The organism is Lacicoccus kunmingensis DSM 17847 (assembly GCF_059568765.1).
Map to the genome: position 1 here is coordinate 10066 of NZ_JCANUC010000006.1, position 16922 is coordinate 26987.

The following is a 16922-nucleotide window of genomic DNA, read 5'->3' on the forward strand; positions in this document are numbered from 1 at the left end:
CGTGGCGCTATATGCAGGTGTTTCGCACGTGAGTTATAGCGTTTAGCAGGCCGTACCCGTTATAATTGATGGTCTAAATTGATACTTGTGGCGGGAGACTGTTGAGCTACAGGGTTTTGTGTCATTAAGACGGGCAAAGAACAGGGTTTGAATTAACTATTAATGTCAATTATGTAAAGTGTTGATTTAACATAAGTAAAACTTATCTTTAAACTTAACTTTTTCAGTGAAGATTAATGAGCATATTAACATTAACTTAATAATTAACGGGTATAATCTAACTATAAACATTAATTTGACCATTCCCCTTTGGTCAAGTCCCCTTACCCGAAATCCTTCCCCTGGGATTTTGGGTACTTTTATTTTTAGGAAAGTATGTGTACAATAAAGCAAATATCAACTTGACTGACGAGGGATACGAATGAATATTAAAAATATTGAAATATGCGAAGGGCTGCCGAAAGTGGTCGTTTCCATCAGCGGCACGTCACTTTGTGATATACAGAAGGAAATCGAACAAGTGCATGAAAATATCGATGTGCTCGATATCATCGAGATCCGAAGTGACGCATTTGATAATATGAGCCGTTCGGAACATTTAGGTCTGGTGGATGAAGTGTGTGCGGAATTGTCCGGTCTTCCGATCATCTATACATATAGAACATCCCATGAAGGCGGCAGCGGTTCTAAATCCTACGCTGAATATAAAGACCTTCTGATGGATGTCATTACAAAGTGCGATATCGATATCGTCGACATAGAATTTGTGACCGGCGGCAAAGCGCTGTCGGAAATTGTGCATTGTGCCAGTGAGAATAATAAGAAGGTTCTCCTCAGCCATCATAATTTCAAAGAGACACCGCGCCTGGAAGAGATGCAGAAGCTGTTATACAACATGCACTCGGCAGGCGGCGAAATTCTAAAGCTTGCCTTCCGTCCGAATGATGCGGACGATGTGCTCAATATGCTGAAAATCGTCAAAATCGGCAAGGAAGCGATTGGCAATAAAATCATCGGCATCTCCATGGGAGAGCTTGGGAAAATGACGCGTCTCGCAGGCGGCGACTTTGGTTCATGCTTGACATACGGCTATATTACGAATAACAGTGCGCCCGGCCAGGTGCATGCATCAAGAATCAAAGATGCACTGAAAGCGTACGAAATTTAAAAAATGCCCGGAGATTAAAATGAAATCTCCGGGCATTTTCATATTTTACAGCTGTTCTTTTAAAAATTTCCTGACATCGCCGGGTGATTTGGCATTCAACGGATGAAGGTGGGCGGTCTTTTTACCTTGCTTAAAAATCAGCAGCGCCGGTATGCCTGTCACATCATTTTCATCTGCGGCGGAAGGCACTTCATCACGGTTCAGTTCATACCAGTCCATATATCTGTACTCTTTTAAGATCGGTTTGATGAAATGATTCAATGCACTGCAGTCCGGACACCAGTCCGCATAAAATTTTATGATGACCTTGTCATTGCTTTGAATGATCTCTTTATAATCATCATATGTTCTTATCGCATCCATCTATACCCCTCCTGACCGTATTTTAAAATCATCTTAATATTACCACTTAAATATTGTAGAATGGAAGTAAGGGGAATAATTAACATGAATACCCGCCAGACTATCGGGTATAGAATAATGACTGACTATCTATTGGAGGTACCGGATGATTACTTTTTACGAATATTCCAAGTGCACGACATGCAGAAAAGGCAAGAAGTTTTTAGAAGAGAATGGTGTTGATTTCGAAGCGCATGACATGGTGAAACAACCGCCGTCAAAAGAAACGCTGAAACAAATCGTTGAAAAGTCCGACCAGGACATCAACAAATTTTTCAATTCCAGAGGGAAGAAATACAAAGAAATGGATTTGAAAAATAAACTCCCGGAAATGTCCGATGATGAAAAACTCGATATTTTATCTTCAGATGGAATGTTGATAAAACGACCGCTTGTCGATGCCGGCAGCGATGTTCTGCTCGGTTTTAAAGAGGCGGAGTATAAGGAAACGTTTTTATAATTATTAATCTTGAGAAACTTTGTGAAATATGTCATTATATAATTGTATAGATTATTATGAGGAGGTTTTCTGTTATGGCATTACCAAATGACTTAAAGTATTCAGAAGATCATGAATGGGTAAAAGTTGATGGAAATACAGTAACAATCGGAATCACTGATTTCGCACAAGGTGAACTTGGAGACATCGTTTTCGTTGAGCTTCCAGAAGAAGGCGACGACATGACTCAAGGCGAATCATTCGGAAGCGTAGAATCAGTTAAGACTGTTTCTGAACTGTATGCGCCATTAAACGGTAAAATCGTTGAAGTGAACGAAGAGCTTGAAGACAGCCCTGAGTTAGTCAACGAATCACCATACGAAGAAGCATGGATGGTAAAAGTTGAACTTGAAGACACATCACAATTAGATAACCTGTTAGATGCTGACGGATACAAAGCAGTTATCGAAGCATAATTTTAACAACTCTAGACATTGTCTAGAGTTTTTTTAAAATAAAATAAAACTCCAAGGGTGATGGAAATGTATCTTTCTGATAAAGTACTCATTGTTGAGGGTAAAACTGACAAACGCCGTATCGAGGAAGTGCTTGTAGAACCTGTGCAGATCATCTGTACATTTGGTACAATGGGAGTCTCAAAACTTGATGATATTTTGGAGCAGCTTGACGGTTCTGATATTTATATTTTATCGGATGCCGACAAGGAAGGCCGCAACATCCGGAAGTGGTTCAAAAAACATCTCAGTGAAAGTACCCACATATATATAGACCCTAAATTTGGAGAAGTCGGCAGATGCCCGAGAGATTACCTCGCAAACCTTCTGATGCGTCATGGTTTTTATGTCGACACGAGCTTGATTATGAAAGGTAAGTTTTATGATGAAAGAGCAGTTAGAGACACAGGATATATACAATCTTATTCATACTGAAGAAAGATTTATATTATACGGATATGCGCCGATATGCGCAAACTGCAAAATAGCGGAACGTATGCTTAACTTATCACAGGAAATTATAGATTTTGAATATACGTCGATAAATTTGAATTTTCACGTGGATTTCATCAATGATTATAAAATAACGTCCGCGCCGGCGCTGTTGATATTTGAAAACGGTGAACTGAAAGAAACTGTATTCCGTTTTGAATCAGTCACTAACCTGGTGAACATACTGGGACGTTAGTATTGACGAAAGTCCGGACTGATGATAATATAATTCACAATCGAATAAATACTCTTATCAAGAGTGGTGTAGGGAAGTGCCCGTTGATGCCACGGCAACCGTCTTAATGACAAGGTGCCAAGTCACTGAATCAATCGATTCAAAGATGAGAGGCTGGATATAAAAGAAGCCTACTCATTTCATACTAAGTGAGTAGGTTTTTAATTTATAATAGTTTGGAAGATGATCAATGATAGATATTTTAAATGTAAATAAAAACTATAGTACGAAGTCAGCGGATATTACGGCAGTCGATGATGTCAGCCTGCATATCGAAAGCGGCGAGATATTCGGTGTCATCGGTTATTCAGGTGCCGGAAAATCAACGTTGATCCGTCTTCTGAACGGTTTGGAAGAGCCGACGTCAGGTGATATCACCATCGGTGAGGATACGATCAATCAACTGTCCAAAAAGGATCTGCGGCAAAAAAGACAGAAAGTATCGATGATTTTTCAACATTTCAATCTGCTGTGGTCAAGGACTGTCGAAGAGAATATCAGCTTTCCGCTTGAGATTGCGGGCGTTGCGAAAAAAGAACGCAAAAAGCGGACGCAGGAACTGATTGACCTTGTCGGTCTTAAAGGGCGTGAGAAAAATTATCCGAGTGAATTGTCAGGCGGCCAGAAGCAGCGTGTCGGCATCGCACGGGCACTCTCCAATGAACCGACGGTGTTGCTTTGTGATGAGGCAACCAGCGCACTCGACCCTGAAACGACGGATGAAGTGCTCGAGCTGTTGCAGGAAATAAGAGATGAAATGAACTTGACGATTGTCCTCATTACACACGAAATGCATGTCATCAGAAAAATATGCGACCGTGCAGCAGTCATGCAGAGCGGTAAAGTGGTTGAAACGGGGAAAGTGCTCCAGCTGTTCCAGAATCCGTCGCACAGCGTAACGAAAAGATTCGTCAAAGATGATATCAATGATGAGGAAACAGCGCTCGCCCTGGATGAAGTGAGGGAACTGTTCCCGGACTCCAAAATACTTAAAATCGGATTCGTCGGTACCAAATCCAAAACGCCGGTCGTCTCCAAAGTAATCAAGCAGTTCGATCTTAATATGAACATACTGTCAGGGAACATCAAACAGACGAACAATGAATCGTACGGCCACCTTTATGTGGCGATGGAAATTGACAGTGAGACACTGCAAAAAGTGATCTATGCGCTTGCCAATGACGATATTACAGTGGAGGTGGAGAAATAATGAATGAATTTTTCCAGGCCTTCAGTGATATGTTCAGTTTCGAAAACGTCAAATGGGACGTTGTATGGGAAGCAACAGTCGACACCATTTATATGACAGCAATCGCAACGTTCTTTACATTGATTATCGGACTTGTTCTAGGCATCATACTTTTCCTGTCCGATAAGAGCGACAACACGGGGAGTCAGCCGGTCTACGGCGTTACTGCCTTTCTCGTCAATCTGTTCAGGGCGATACCGTTCATCATTTTAATCATATTGCTGATTCCGTTCACAAAAGCGATCATGGGCACCATCATGGGCGTTCAGGGTGCACTGCCTGCCCTTATTATCGGCGCATCACCGTTCTATGCACGTCTCGTTGAAATCGGCCTTAAAGAAATAGACAAAGGCGTCATTGAAGCGGCCGAATCGATGGGGGCAAACACATGGACGATCATCCGGAAAGTGTTGATTCCGGAATCGATGCCTGCTCTGATTTCAGGTATTACGGTGACAGCCATCATGCTCGTCGGTTCGACGGCGATTGCAGGCGTCATCGGCGCAGGCGGTCTCGGCAACCTTGCCTATATGGTCGGATTTACACGGAATCAGAGTGACGTCACACTCGTAGCAACAATAGTAATACTGATTATTGTCTTTATCATTCAGTTTGCAGGGGACTTCCTTGCGAAAGCTGTCGATAAGAGATAATGATCATACATTATAAATAAAATATTGTTAGAGAGGATTGGATGTATATGAAGAAGTTTTTACTGTTTTTAGCTTTATCAGTTTTTGCAGTCGTTCTTGTCGCATGTGGCAGCGGTGAAGAAGAAGGGGCTGAAGAAAGTGCGGATACAGGTGAGGAAACTGAAGAGTCTGCTGAAACTGGGCAGGATTCATCTGAAGAAGCATCAGAAGAAGGCGGTACATTATCAGTTGCTGCATCACCGGCACCGCACGCTGAAATTTTAGAAGAAGCGGCAACGATTCTTGAAGAAGACGGCATTGAGCTCGACGTGAATATCGTCAATGACTATACCACTCCAAACCGTCTCCTTGCAGATGAAGAAGTGGATGCAAACTTCTTCCAGCATACACCTTACTTAGATGGTGAAGTCGAATCACACGGTTATGATCTGGTATCAGCAGGCAACGTACATATCGAGCCGATGGCTGTTTATTCCCAGGATTATGACGCTCTGGAAGACGTTCCGGACGGCTCTACAATTCTTGTATCGAATAACCCTGCTGAAGAAGGCCGCTTCCTGTCATTCTTTGTTGATGCAGGCTTAGTGGAAATCGAAGAGGGCATTGATATTGAAAATGCGACATTCGATGATATTACTGAAAACCCGCACGACTTCGATTTCAACAACCAGACAGCACCGGAATTATTGGTTGAAATGTACAATAATAACGAAGCGCCTGTCGTCATCATCAACTCTAACTTCGCACTTGACGGCGGACTGAGCCCGGTTGATGACTCAATCGCAATCGAAGACGGTGATTCTCCATATGCCAACCTTGTTGCTGTACGTTCAGGCGATGAGGAAAGAGAAGACATCCAGAAACTGATGGAAGTGCTTCAGGGTGATGAAATCAAACAGTTTATCGAAGATAACTATGAAGGTGCAGTCATCCCTGCAGAATAGTATGAATAAAGACCACTGTGAATCTGATGATTTACAGTGGTCTTTAATTTTTTTACACGAAGTGTGTATGTTAAAATTAAATTGTGAACACGCTATATAAATGGTATGATTACACTAAGAATATAAATAGGAAAAGGGGAGGGTAATTAATGACACAGAACACGCAGAATTCTAAAGCAGGCTATGATTCGTCACTCGTCCTTGTTTCGTATATTTTAGCGATATTTACTATGATTGTCGGTCCGCTGCTGATATGGGCATTGAAAAAAGATGATGACCCCGAAACGGCAGAGGCTTTAAGACATGTTGCAAACTTTGGCATCAGCTATACGATTTACGCATTTATCGCATGGCTGACGACTGTAGTATTGATCGGTTTCGTCCTTGGACCGATTGTTCAGGTTGCGATGATTGTATTCATCGTCATTGGTATCATTAAAACTATGAATGGTGAATCTTACAGACCGCCGTTCACACTGGATATCATCAAGTAAATACTGATTGAACGGAAGCCGGATGCTTAAAGAGCGTCCGGTTTTTATTTTTTAAATAAAAAACCATATCTTTTCAACAACGTCCTGTTATGTGTTATATTCAAATCATAGTAGTTAAATATGATTTGAGAGGATGCTTTAATTGTCAGATAAAAACACGAAGTTTGTTTCAACAGAATGGTTAAATGAGCATTTAGAAGATGAAAATTTAAGAATAATAGATGCGACGACATTTTTACAGATTCCTGAAGATGGCGGCTATTACGATGTATGGAGCGGTAAGGAAGAGTATGATAAAGAACATATTCCCGGCGCAGTATTCGCAGATTTGAAAAATGATTTTTCTGATGCGGATGCATCATACAATTTTGCGGTCATCCCTCATGATGAGTTTGTAGAAAAAATAAAAGAGCTCGGAACCACTGATGATTCCTTTGTAGTGATTTACGACCGCGGAGCGATGGTAGGGGCTGACTTTGAAGCTTCTGACTGGGCATCGCGCTTCGCATGGCAGCTGAAATTTGAAGGATTCGACAATATCGCGATACTTGAAGGCGGCTATGAAAAATGGAAGAGAGAGAATCGTCCGGTGACCGATGAGGTGAATACACCTGAAAAAGGAAATCTGAATATAGAGCGCAGACCAGAGCTTTATGCGAGTAAAGAAGATGTTTTAAACGCCATCGATGATGATAGTGTCATCATACTGGACAGTCTGCAGCCGGAAAGTTATAACGGTACGGCGGACACGTATGCACGTCCGGGACATATTAAAGGTGCAGTCAATGTCTTCTTTGGTGATTTGGCTGATTCTAATACCGGAGAAATCTATGATGACGAAAAATTAAAGCAGAAGTTTGAAGCAGTCGGCGCGCTTGATGAAGATAAGAAAGTAATCACTTATTGTGGAAGTGCAATCGCAGCGACATGGACGCAGTATCTTCTGAATAAGCTCGGCCAGGAAAATGTGGCTGTGTATGACGGGTCTTTGTCAGAGTGGGCGGCTGATGAAAAATTACCAATGGAGACTAAAAATTCAAAATAATATCATCAATTTGATGAGAGAAGTATTACAACCTGAATGATTTCTGAAATCATTTAGGTTTTTTCATTCTCAAAGAATACTAATTCCATTTAAGCTGTGATTCATACTTTAAGATGAGGGGATTCCCTTTAATATGTTTCGTTTTTAAGGTATAATAAGGCAGTATGAAACATACTCCATATCTTTGACTATAGATTAGAATTATTATAAACTAGTGGAGTATGGAAATAATATTTTCTAATTGGAGGATAAGTAAATGACTTCTGTTCTGGAAATCAAAAACTTACATGTCGAAATAGACGGTAAAGAAATCTTAAAAGGTGTCGATCTGACACTTAAGCAAGGCGAAATTCACGCGGTAATGGGACCAAACGGTACCGGTAAATCCACTTTGGCACAAGCGATCATGGGTCACCCACGTTACGAAGTAACACAAGGTGAAGTAATTCTTGATGGTGAAGATGTACTTGAAATGGAAGTGGACGAACGTGCACAGGCTGGTCTTTTCCTTGGAATGCAGTATCCATCAGAAATCTCTGGTGTAACAACTTCTGACTTCCTGCGTTCAGCAATCAATGCTCAGCGTGAAGAGGGCGACGAAATTAACTTAATGCAGTTCATTAAGAAGCTAGATAAAAACATGGAACACCTTGAAATCGATCAGGATATGGCTACTCGTTACCTGAACGAAGGGTTTTCCGGCGGTGAGAAGAAGAGAAACGAAATCTTACAGCTTATGATGTTGGAGCCTAAGTTCGGTATTCTGGACGAAATTGACTCAGGTCTTGATATTGATGCACTGAAAGTTGTTTCAAAAGGTATCAACAAATTACGCGGTGAACAGTTCGGTTCACTGATCATCACTCACTACCAAAGACTTCTTAACTACATCTCACCTGACTACGTACACGTTATGATGAGAGGTAAAATTGTTAAATCCGGCGGTAAAGAATTAGCTGAACGTTTAGAAGCGGAAGGTTATGACTGGATCAAAGAAGAATTAGGTATTGATGACGTAACTGTAGAATCTGACGTTAATTAAGACAGGAGGATCATAATGGCTACTGTATCTAATGAATTAATTTTAAATGCAGACGAAGTCATTCAGCGCGCTACTGACCGCGGTGAATCAGACTTTCTAATCAACAAAAAGAAAGAAGCACTTGAACTGATTGAAAATATCGATATGCCGAAACCGGATAAGACGAACATCAAGAGATGGGATTTCTTCACAATGTCCGAGCCGGTTGTCGACAGCAGTGTTTACAACAGTCTTGAAGAGCTGCCGGAATCGGTAAAGGCACTTCTTGATATCGAAAACACTAAAAATATATATGTACAGCACAACAACACACCTGCTTATCTCCAAATTGATGAAAAATTAAAAGATAAAGGTGTAATTATAGAGAACATTGTTGAGGCGACTCACAATCACCCGGAACTGGTTGAAAAATATTTCATGCAGGACGGCGTAAAAGTTGATGAGAACAAACTCACTGCTTTCCACACTGCAATGCTGAACGGCGGAATGTTCGTCTATGTTCCAAAAGATGTTCACATCGAAGATCCTGTCCAGATGGTTTTACTTCACGACGATGAGAAAGCATCCCTTATCAACCACGTATTGATCGTGGCGGATAAAGGTTCTGAAATCACTTACGTTGAGAACTATTTATCCAACGTTGAAGAGACTAAAGAACAGATCAACATCGTTTCAGAAGTACTTGCTTTGGATAATGCCAAAGTGACGTACGGTGCGGTTGACGTTCTTGCTGAAGGCATGACTGGTTATATCAACCGTCGCGGTATCGCTTCAGACGATGCAAGAATCGACTGGGCGCTTGGTCTGATGAACGATTCAAACGTCATCAACGATAACACGACTTATCTGATGGGCGACCGTTCGAATTCAGATCTGAAAACAGTAACAATCGGACGCGGACAGCAGATCCAGAACGTTACGACACAGATTATCCACTACGGTAAAGATTCAAACGCACATATCCTGAAGCACGGTGTGATGAAGGACAGTGCCACAAGTATCTTTAACGGTGTCGGATATATCAAACACGGCGGTACACGTGCTGATGCACAGCAGGAATCACGTATTCTTATGCTGAGCGACCGTGCACGCGGAGACGCGAACCCGATTCTTCTCATCGATGAAGATGATGTAACTGCAGGTCACGCAGCATCAGTCGGACGCGTTGATCCACTTCAGCTGTTCTATCTGATGAGCCGCGGTATCTCTCAGGAAGAGGCTGAAAGACTTGTCATCCACGGTTTCCTGGATCCTGTGGTGGCAGCACTGCCTATCGAATCAGTTAAAAGACAGCTTAAAGAAATTATCGAGATGAAAATTTTATCGAAATAAGTCTTAAAGGGGTTTTTCCCACATGGATATAAATGCTATCCGCAAAGATTTTCCAATCCTTAATCAAAAAGTTCATGGTAACCCTTTGATTTACCTGGATACTTCAGCAACGAGCCAATCACCTGTTCAGGTGGTTGACGCGATGAGTGAATACTACAATGAGTACAATTCAAACGTTCATAGAGGTGTCCACACACTGGGAACGAAAGCGACGGACGGTTATGAGCAGGCCCGCATGAAAGTCAGAGGCTTCATCAACGCACAGCGTTATGAAGAAATCGTCTTTACACGCGGTACAACTGCTGCCATCAACCTGGTAGCCCGCAGCTTTGGCGATGCTAACATTTCAGAGGGCGATGAAATCGTCGTCACTGAAATGGAGCACCACGCCAACATTGTACCTTGGCAAGAACTTGCAAAGCGCAAAAATGCCAAACTTGTTTTCATTCCACTCGAAGAAGATGGAACGATTAAGTTAGAAAATGTCGAAGCGGTAATGACAGATAAAACGAAAATTGTCGCAGTCACTCATATCTCGAATGTCCTCGGTACGATTAATGACATTAAAAGTATCGCGGAAATCGCTCATAAACATGATGCCTACATCACTGTGGACGGTGCGCAGTCAGTGCCGCACATGAGTGTTGATGTGCAGGATCTGAATGTCGATTTCTATGCATTCAGCGGCCATAAGATGCTGGGTCCTACAGGTATCGGCGTGCTTTACGGCAAAGCTGAAATACTTGATAAAATGGAACCTATCGAATATGGTGGGGATATGATCGACTTCGTAGATTTGAGAGAATCTACTTGGACTGATCTGCCGGTTAAATTTGAAGCGGGAACACCGATGATTGCCGAGGCAATCGGATTATCTGCAGCGATTGACTATATAAATGATGTCGGTGCTGATGAGATCCTCCGCTACGAACAAGAGCTGGTGAAATATGCTTACGATAAGATGTCTGAAATCGAAGGCATAGAAATTTACGGTCCAAAAGAAGAACGAGCCGGATTAATCACATTCAACTTAGATGGTGTGCATCCACATGACTTGGCAACGGCGCTGGACTCAGATGGTATCGCAGTCAGAGCAGGGCATCACTGTGCCCAGCCGCTGATGAAGTTTTTAGACGTATCATCCACAGCCAGAGCGAGTTTTTATCTATACAACACGAAAGATGAAATTGACTTTTTCATCGACTCACTGAAACGTACGAAGGAGTTTTTCACACATGAATTTTAACAATTTGAACCAGCTGTATCGTTCAGTCATCATGGATCATTACAAAACACCGAGAAACAAAGGTGTCATTGATGATGGTACAATGACTGTAGATATGAACAACCCGACATGTGGAGACGCTATTCGTTTAACATTAGACGTTCAGGATGATATCGTCCAAGATGCTAAATTTGATGGTGAAGGTTGTTCCATCTCTCTTGCAAGTGCATCTATGATGACTGAAGCCATTAAAGGCAAGTCCATAGAGCATGCGCTTGAGATGAGTGAAGAATTTAGTAAGATGATGCTTGGCGAAGATTACGATATTTCAGAAGAAGATGGGGATATAGAAGCATTGTCCGGGGTAAGCCAATTCCCTGCACGTATAAAATGTGCGACGTTAACTTGGAAAGCGCTGGAAAAAGGCGTTAAAGAAACCGGGCAGTAATATTTAGAAGGAGTGATAGTCATGGCTAAAAACGCACCAGAAATAGAAGATTATAAATATGGTTTCCATGATGAAGACGTTTCAATTTTCCGTTCAGATCGCGGATTGACACCTGAGATTGTCAAAGAGATTTCGAATATGAAAGAAGAACCACAGTGGATGTTGGATTTCCGTCTGAAATCATTACAGCATTTCTATGACAGACCAATGCCAATGTGGGGTGGAGATTTATCAGAGTTGAACTTTGATGAAATCACTTACTACGTTAAACCGTCAGAGCAGACGGAACGTTCATGGGACGAAGTACCAGAAGAAATCAAACTTACTTTCGATAAATTAGGTATACCTGAAGCAGAACAAAAATACCTTGCAGGTGTTTCTGCACAATATGAATCAGAAGTTGTTTACCACAACATGGAACAGGACCTTGAAGATAAAGGTGTAATCTTTAAAGATACAGATGCTGCACTTCGTGAAAACGAAGACCTGTTCAGAGAATACTGGGCAACTGTAGTCCCTCCGACAGATAACAAGTTCTCTGCACTGAATTCAGCTGTATGGTCCGGTGGATCATTCATCTACTGCCCTCCTGGAGTGAAACTGGATTCGCCGCTACAGGCTTATTTCCGTATCAACTCTGAGAACATGGGTCAGTTCGAGCGTACACTGATCATCTGTGATGAAGGTTCAAGCGTTCACTACGTTGAAGGTTGTACAGCGCCTGTTTATACAACAAACTCACTGCACTCTGCAGTTGTTGAAATTGTTGTTAAGAAAGATGCTTACTGCCGTTACACGACAATCCAGAACTGGGCAAACAACGTTTACAACCTGGTTACTAAACGTACTTTCGTTGAAGAAAACGGAACTATGGAATGGGTTGACGGTAACTTAGGTTCCAAGATTACTATGAAGTATCCTTCAATCTTCCTTAAAGGTGAAGGTGCACGCGGTATGACATTATCAATCGCTTTAGCTGGTAAAGGACAGTTGCAGGATGCGGGTGCGAAGATGATTCACCTTGCGCCAAACACATCTTCTACAATTGTTTCAAAATCCATCGCTAAAGGCGGCGGTAAAGTCTCTTACCGTGGACAAGTCCACTTCGGTAGAAAAGCTGAAAACGCAAGAGCAAACATCGAGTGTGATACGCTGATTTTAGATAACGAGTCCACTTCGGATACGATTCCTTACAATGAAATCTTAAACGACAACATTTCATTGGAGCACGAAGCGAAAGTTTCGAAAGTATCAGAAGAACAGTTATTCTATCTGATGAGCCGCGGTATCGGTGAAATTGAAGCGACAGAAATGATCGTTATGGGCTTCATCGAGCCATTCACAAAAGAACTTCCAATGGAATACGCGGTAGAGATGAACCGTCTGATTTCATTCGAAATGGAAGGTTCAATCGGTTAATAGATAAATTCAAAGAGGCTGTCATTTATGACAGCCTCTTTTTTGTGCAGAAATATTCGTAAGGGAAGTGAACTTATAGTAGGATGAAGGCAACGGGAGGTGGATCATATGAATATTATGATGGGCATAGTCTATTATGTGATCATCGCCTGGCTGATATTGAAAGGGCCGGATCATTTCAACCGCAGTGAAATAAAGAAAACATACCAGCCCCGTGATGATGAATCTGTCCACACACCGCAGGAAGTCATAAAAATGTATGAAGCGGGAAATATGAATAAGGCGATGGCCTACCAGCTGATTGACCAGCAGACTTTCATGGTCTTCCATAAAATGTTGGACAAAGAACCTTTGCTTGTATACGAAATGGCGAATGGTTTTTTCAACAGGCATTCCATTTCCAATGTTGCACACACTTTGAAAATAATCGGCTACTGCCATATCATCTTTACCCCGCATGGCCTGGAGAAGGGGACACCGCAATCGATGATCAGGATGGGGCCTGCATTGTTCCGCAATAAAATGACGAAAAGCGTCTTTTTGGGCATTACGAGAAGAATGTTCGTTTTCCTCTCGTTATTCACAGTAATCGCCGCAATACTGGCCGGTGATTTGATGTTCGCCCTTGAATTTCTGCCGTTTGTCCTTATTCTGACATTGATCAGCTATACTGTGTATATTCTCAGGGAAGTATGGCTTTATATCAGGCAAAACAGGTTCTCATTGAAAACTGCCGGAGAGATGGGCTTTGATATGGACGATGCCGACTATTTACGGAGGTATTTAAGGAAATCACTCTTCAGGTTCATCGTACTTCAGTTCATCCTCACCATTTTCATGTTCGTCTTGACTCTGTGGATGCTGGTTGCATTCAATGCAAGCTGAATCATCACTTTCGGATGATTGATTAAATTAATAAAACCCCCTGTGGAATGGGGGTTTTATTATGTAAAAGTTATGCAGCGACACCTGGATATGTCATCAATATCATGACGGCAAAGGTCAGTATCAGATAAAACAGTGAATAACGGAGATTGAGCTGTGACCACCTTGCAACATCTTTTGTTCTGAAGCCCTGTACACCGATGACAATCCATATGATGCTGAGTGTCAGTGTAACGATGAAGAATATGATGCCCATTTCACTAAAAAGAAGGAATGGAAACGGCAGCAATGCAATGATATAGATCAGCATCTGCCTGACGGTCAGCGGAACTCCGGACACTACGGGCAGCATGGGTACGCCTGCCTGTCTGTAATCATCCAGGCGTTTTATCGCGATGGCAAGTGTATGCGGAATCTGCCAGATGAACAGCAGATAGAACAGGGAAACCGGTATGATATGAAAGGCAGGTGCGATGACCGACCAGCCGATCAACGGTGTGAAGGCACCGGAGATGCTGCCGATGATTGTGTTCACAGTATATCGCCGCTTTGACCAGAATGTGTAGAGCACCACATAGAAGAACCAGCCGAGAAATGAATATATGGCCGCTTCGGCAGTGGTCAGCATCATGATGCCCATTCCGAGGATGGTTGCTGCGATTCCCGCATAGAGTACATAGCGCAATGGAAATGCACCGGTCACGGTCGGCCGATTCTGTGTGCGTGACATCTTTTTATCAAGATCGGCTTCAAACCAGTTGTTGAACATCAGTGCACCTGATATGACGAGTGTGCTGCCGATCAATGTCAAAGCGAGAGTGCCCAGATGATCTGTGAAACGCTCTCCTGTAAAATAAAGAGCAAGCCAGAATGCTGTAAAGACAGGGAGCACATTTGCGATGAGCACTTTGCCTTTCAGCAGATTTTTTATATTGATCAGAAAGTCTGTAAGTTTGGATGTGCTTTCTGCTTTTGATTTATCTTTAGCGGATAGTTGTTCATTCTTCAAAAATATTCCCTCACAAAAATTTATATTCGGCAAGGCCGATGCTGGAAATGTCCATTATACATTATACCAGTTAAGGATGTATTTGGCTTGTCCATGATATTACAAATGAGAGACAAATTCGAAACACGTAAAAACACCCTGAAAGATGACGTTTACGTCCGTCTTCCGGGGTGTTCTTTATTCATGAAAAATTATTATATACTATTATTAGTTGGCAAATTGGTAATAGCCCTGGCTGTGCATATGCTGCAGATCAGCAAGTGACATGCCGTAGTCCAATTGCAGGTGAGGGTAGTCGACAAACGCTTCCCAGTCGCCGCCCCATGTAAAGCCGACGCTTTTCGCTATGTTACCGACATCTTCCCAGTCAGGTACCCCGTTGCCGTTTGCATCGCGTTCAAGACCCCACTGTGCATTGCCGTATGCATCAGTTAAAACGAAGTCGATGGCAAGCCCGAAGTTATGGTAGGACTGTCCGCTGCGTGCGTTTGTAACGATGGGACCCGGTGCTGAACGGCCCTGTTCAAAAATTGCGTCCTGGCTGTCAAAAGAGCGGTAGCCGTCAGTATATCTGATTAAGATACCCTGATTTGCAGCGATCTGTTTCACAAGCTCAGCTTTCTCTTTCACATCCGGGTGCAGACCGTAATAAACGGAATCGGATGATTCACTGGCTTCCGCCTTATTGCCATATGTAAATGCGACAGCAAATAAAAGCGATAAACCAATCATAATGCCTGAAAATCTCTTGAGTGAATGTTTCAAATATTATGTCCCCTTTCACAAATTTGTTACATTCCAACCGTAACACAGGGAACTTTTAATATTGGCAATATTAACAGGATGAAACTGAATTGTAATTCCAGCGTAATCTTTTAGTTAAATATAGTGAATATATGTAAGAATCTGCTAAGCCAAGTATGCTATAATACCGACTATATATTTAATAATGAGAGGACGTTTATTTTGGCTGAGAATATCATTAAAAAAGGTACGGCTAATTACTGGCATGGCATTCATTCCGTGAAGGGGCAGATGTTTTTAACGGCAACGCGCCTGATCCACCAGCCGCGCCTGATGCAGGTGAAACGTAAGGAAACGACCATCATGCTGGAAGATGTGAAAACTGTGGAAATAGTGAACAATATGCTTGGTAAAATCCCGATTCCGAACGGTCTCAGAGTGACGACGCATGATGATGAGGTGTTCCAGTTCGTCGTCAACCGCCGTAAAAACTGGCTGAAAAAAATTGAAAACTCAATGTCGGAACTGTCCCGCGAGACGGTGGGCAGATAATTAAGAATTTAAATTGATTATGGTAAAATTAATGTAGTGAGATTACTTTAGGAGGAATCGCAGTGAATTTAAATCATTGGTTTGATAAAGGCATCACTTATGGAGAGTATGAAAAAGGTCTGACAGACCATGAAGAGAACTATAATAAAATTTACGGTCGGTTTGAACTTCCGGATGATGAGGCGTTTTTCAAACAGCTGGCTGACAGCAATTTGAGAACGATCATCATTGCGGAACCATGGTGCGGCCACTGTATGATGAATCTGCCGATATTTAAAAATCTGGCGGAGAAGACGGATACGAAAACGCGTCTATGTCTGAGAGATACACATCCTGAGCTGATGGATGCTTATGAAACAGGCGGTAAACGTGTCATTCCGATCTTCGTGTTCATCGATGAAGCGGGGAATGAAGTCGCGAAATGGGGCCCGAGAGCGCCGGAAACGACGGAAATTCAAAAAGAGGTTCTGAAGGACATGCCTGAAAAAGGTGCGCCGGACTACGATGAAATGTTCAAAGTGAAAGTGAAGGAACTCTCATCAACATTCGCAGGCAAGGAAGAATTATGGCAGGCGATTTATCAGGATATGAAGAAAACGATTAAGACCGCTCTATAAAATAAAGGTCACC

At 42.3% G+C, this 16922-nt stretch carries 21 protein-coding genes and 1 riboswitch; of the genes, 18 read left to right on the forward strand and 3 right to left on the reverse strand.

Annotation, left to right across the window (positions count from 1 at the left end; genetic code table 11):
• Window positions 1-421: 421 nt before the first annotated feature.
• Window positions 422-1168, forward strand: a complete 747-nt coding sequence (gene aroD / locus BO48_RS07625) for a type I 3-dehydroquinate dehydratase (RefSeq protein ID WP_496366835.1) — start codon at window positions 422-424, stop codon at window positions 1166-1168.
• A gap of 45 nt (window positions 1169-1213) precedes the next feature.
• Here aroD and BO48_RS07630 read toward each other — a convergent pair whose 3' ends face one another.
• The gene (locus BO48_RS07630; protein ID WP_496366836.1) at window positions 1214-1531 is read right to left on the reverse strand and encodes a thioredoxin family protein; all 318 of its coding nucleotides are present in this window, start codon (window positions 1529-1531) and stop codon (window positions 1214-1216) included.
• Between the two features lie 145 nt (window positions 1532-1676).
• On the opposite strand from BO48_RS07630, the gene BO48_RS07635 reads away from it, so the two are divergent.
• The 15 genes from BO48_RS07635 to BO48_RS07705 all read left to right on the forward strand — a co-directional run bounded on the left by BO48_RS07635 (window position 1677) and on the right by BO48_RS07705 (window position 13987).
• Window positions 1677-2030 (forward strand): arsenate reductase family protein, encoded by a 354-nt coding sequence (locus tag BO48_RS07635; RefSeq protein ID WP_496366837.1) that lies wholly within the window; start codon window positions 1677-1679, stop codon window positions 2028-2030.
• A gap of 74 nt (window positions 2031-2104) precedes the next feature.
• The gene (gcvH, locus tag BO48_RS07640; protein WP_496366838.1) at window positions 2105-2485 is read left to right on the forward strand and encodes a glycine cleavage system protein GcvH; all 381 of its coding nucleotides are present in this window, start codon (window positions 2105-2107) and stop codon (window positions 2483-2485) included.
• Between the two features lie 66 nt (window positions 2486-2551).
• Window positions 2552-2959, forward strand: a complete 408-nt coding sequence (locus BO48_RS07645; protein WP_496366839.1) for a toprim domain-containing protein — start codon at window positions 2552-2554, stop codon at window positions 2957-2959.
• On the forward strand, window positions 2910-3212 hold the full coding sequence (locus BO48_RS07650) for a thioredoxin family protein (protein ID WP_496366840.1): 303 nt from the start codon (window positions 2910-2912) through the stop codon (window positions 3210-3212). Before BO48_RS07645 ends, BO48_RS07650 begins: the two co-directional genes overlap by 50 nt.
• A 51-nt stretch (window positions 3213-3263) precedes the next feature.
• A riboswitch (SAM riboswitch) is annotated at window positions 3264-3364 on the forward strand.
• Window positions 3365-3441: 77 nt separating this feature from the next.
• On the forward strand, window positions 3442-4461 hold the full coding sequence (locus BO48_RS07655; protein ID WP_496366841.1) for a methionine ABC transporter ATP-binding protein: 1020 nt from the start codon (window positions 3442-3444) through the stop codon (window positions 4459-4461).
• A complete protein-coding gene (locus BO48_RS07660) occupies window positions 4458-5153 on the forward strand; it encodes a methionine ABC transporter permease (protein ID WP_496366983.1) in 696 nt (231 codons plus the stop codon). Before BO48_RS07655 ends, BO48_RS07660 begins: the two co-directional genes overlap by 4 nt.
• Window positions 5154-5200: 47 nt before the next feature.
• Window positions 5201-6097, forward strand: coding sequence for a MetQ/NlpA family ABC transporter substrate-binding protein (locus BO48_RS07665; RefSeq protein WP_496366842.1), 897 nt, complete (start codon window positions 5201-5203; stop codon window positions 6095-6097).
• 149 nt (window positions 6098-6246) lie between these two features.
• Complete coding sequence (locus BO48_RS07670; RefSeq protein ID WP_496366843.1) at window positions 6247-6591, forward strand: DUF4870 domain-containing protein; 345 nt, start codon at window positions 6247-6249, stop codon at window positions 6589-6591.
• Window positions 6592-6733: 142 nt separating this feature from the next.
• Window positions 6734-7636 (forward strand): sulfurtransferase, encoded by a 903-nt coding sequence (locus tag BO48_RS07675; RefSeq protein WP_496366845.1) that lies wholly within the window; start codon window positions 6734-6736, stop codon window positions 7634-7636.
• A gap of 256 nt (window positions 7637-7892) precedes the next feature.
• Window positions 7893-8678 carry a Fe-S cluster assembly ATPase SufC gene (sufC, locus tag BO48_RS07680; protein WP_496366846.1) on the forward strand — a complete coding sequence of 262 codons (786 nt, stop codon included), beginning with the start codon at window positions 7893-7895 and terminating at the stop codon, window positions 8676-8678.
• A gap of 15 nt (window positions 8679-8693) precedes the next feature.
• Window positions 8694-10010 carry a Fe-S cluster assembly protein SufD gene (gene sufD / locus BO48_RS07685; RefSeq protein ID WP_496366847.1) on the forward strand — a complete coding sequence of 439 codons (1317 nt, stop codon included), beginning with the start codon at window positions 8694-8696 and terminating at the stop codon, window positions 10008-10010.
• 22 nt (window positions 10011-10032) lie between these two features.
• Window positions 10033-11256: a cysteine desulfurase gene (locus BO48_RS07690; RefSeq protein WP_496366848.1), complete on the forward strand. Its 1224-nt coding sequence runs from the start codon at window positions 10033-10035 to the stop codon at window positions 11254-11256.
• Window positions 11246-11683 (forward strand): Fe-S cluster assembly sulfur transfer protein SufU, encoded by a 438-nt coding sequence (gene sufU / locus BO48_RS07695; RefSeq protein WP_496366849.1) that lies wholly within the window; start codon window positions 11246-11248, stop codon window positions 11681-11683. The genes BO48_RS07690 and sufU overlap by 11 nt, the downstream gene beginning before the upstream one ends.
• A gap of 21 nt (window positions 11684-11704) precedes the next feature.
• Window positions 11705-13102, forward strand: a complete 1398-nt coding sequence (gene sufB / locus BO48_RS07700) for a Fe-S cluster assembly protein SufB (protein WP_496366850.1) — start codon at window positions 11705-11707, stop codon at window positions 13100-13102.
• Window positions 13103-13210: 108 nt separating this feature from the next.
• Window positions 13211-13987: a hypothetical protein gene (locus tag BO48_RS07705; RefSeq protein WP_496366851.1), complete on the forward strand. Its 777-nt coding sequence runs from the start codon at window positions 13211-13213 to the stop codon at window positions 13985-13987.
• A 70-nt stretch (window positions 13988-14057) separates the two neighbouring features.
• On the opposite strand, the gene cyoE is transcribed toward BO48_RS07705, so the two are convergent.
• Together cyoE and BO48_RS07715 are read right to left on the reverse strand one after the other, a co-directional pair.
• Window positions 14058-14996: a heme o synthase gene (gene cyoE / locus BO48_RS07710; protein WP_496366852.1), complete on the reverse strand. Its 939-nt coding sequence runs from the start codon at window positions 14994-14996 to the stop codon at window positions 14058-14060.
• A 207-nt stretch (window positions 14997-15203) separates the two neighbouring features.
• Complete coding sequence (locus BO48_RS07715; RefSeq protein WP_496366853.1) at window positions 15204-15761, reverse strand: M15 family metallopeptidase; 558 nt, start codon at window positions 15759-15761, stop codon at window positions 15204-15206.
• 201 nt (window positions 15762-15962) lie between these two features.
• Between BO48_RS07715 and BO48_RS07720 the strand changes: the two genes are divergently transcribed.
• Together BO48_RS07720 and BO48_RS07725 are read left to right on the forward strand one after the other, a co-directional pair.
• The gene (locus BO48_RS07720) at window positions 15963-16292 is read left to right on the forward strand and encodes a GRAM domain-containing protein (RefSeq protein WP_496366854.1); all 330 of its coding nucleotides are present in this window, start codon (window positions 15963-15965) and stop codon (window positions 16290-16292) included.
• Between the two features lie 62 nt (window positions 16293-16354).
• Window positions 16355-16909 carry a thioredoxin family protein gene (locus BO48_RS07725; RefSeq protein WP_496366855.1) on the forward strand — a complete coding sequence of 185 codons (555 nt, stop codon included), beginning with the start codon at window positions 16355-16357 and terminating at the stop codon, window positions 16907-16909.
• Window positions 16910-16922: the final 13 nt, after the last annotated feature.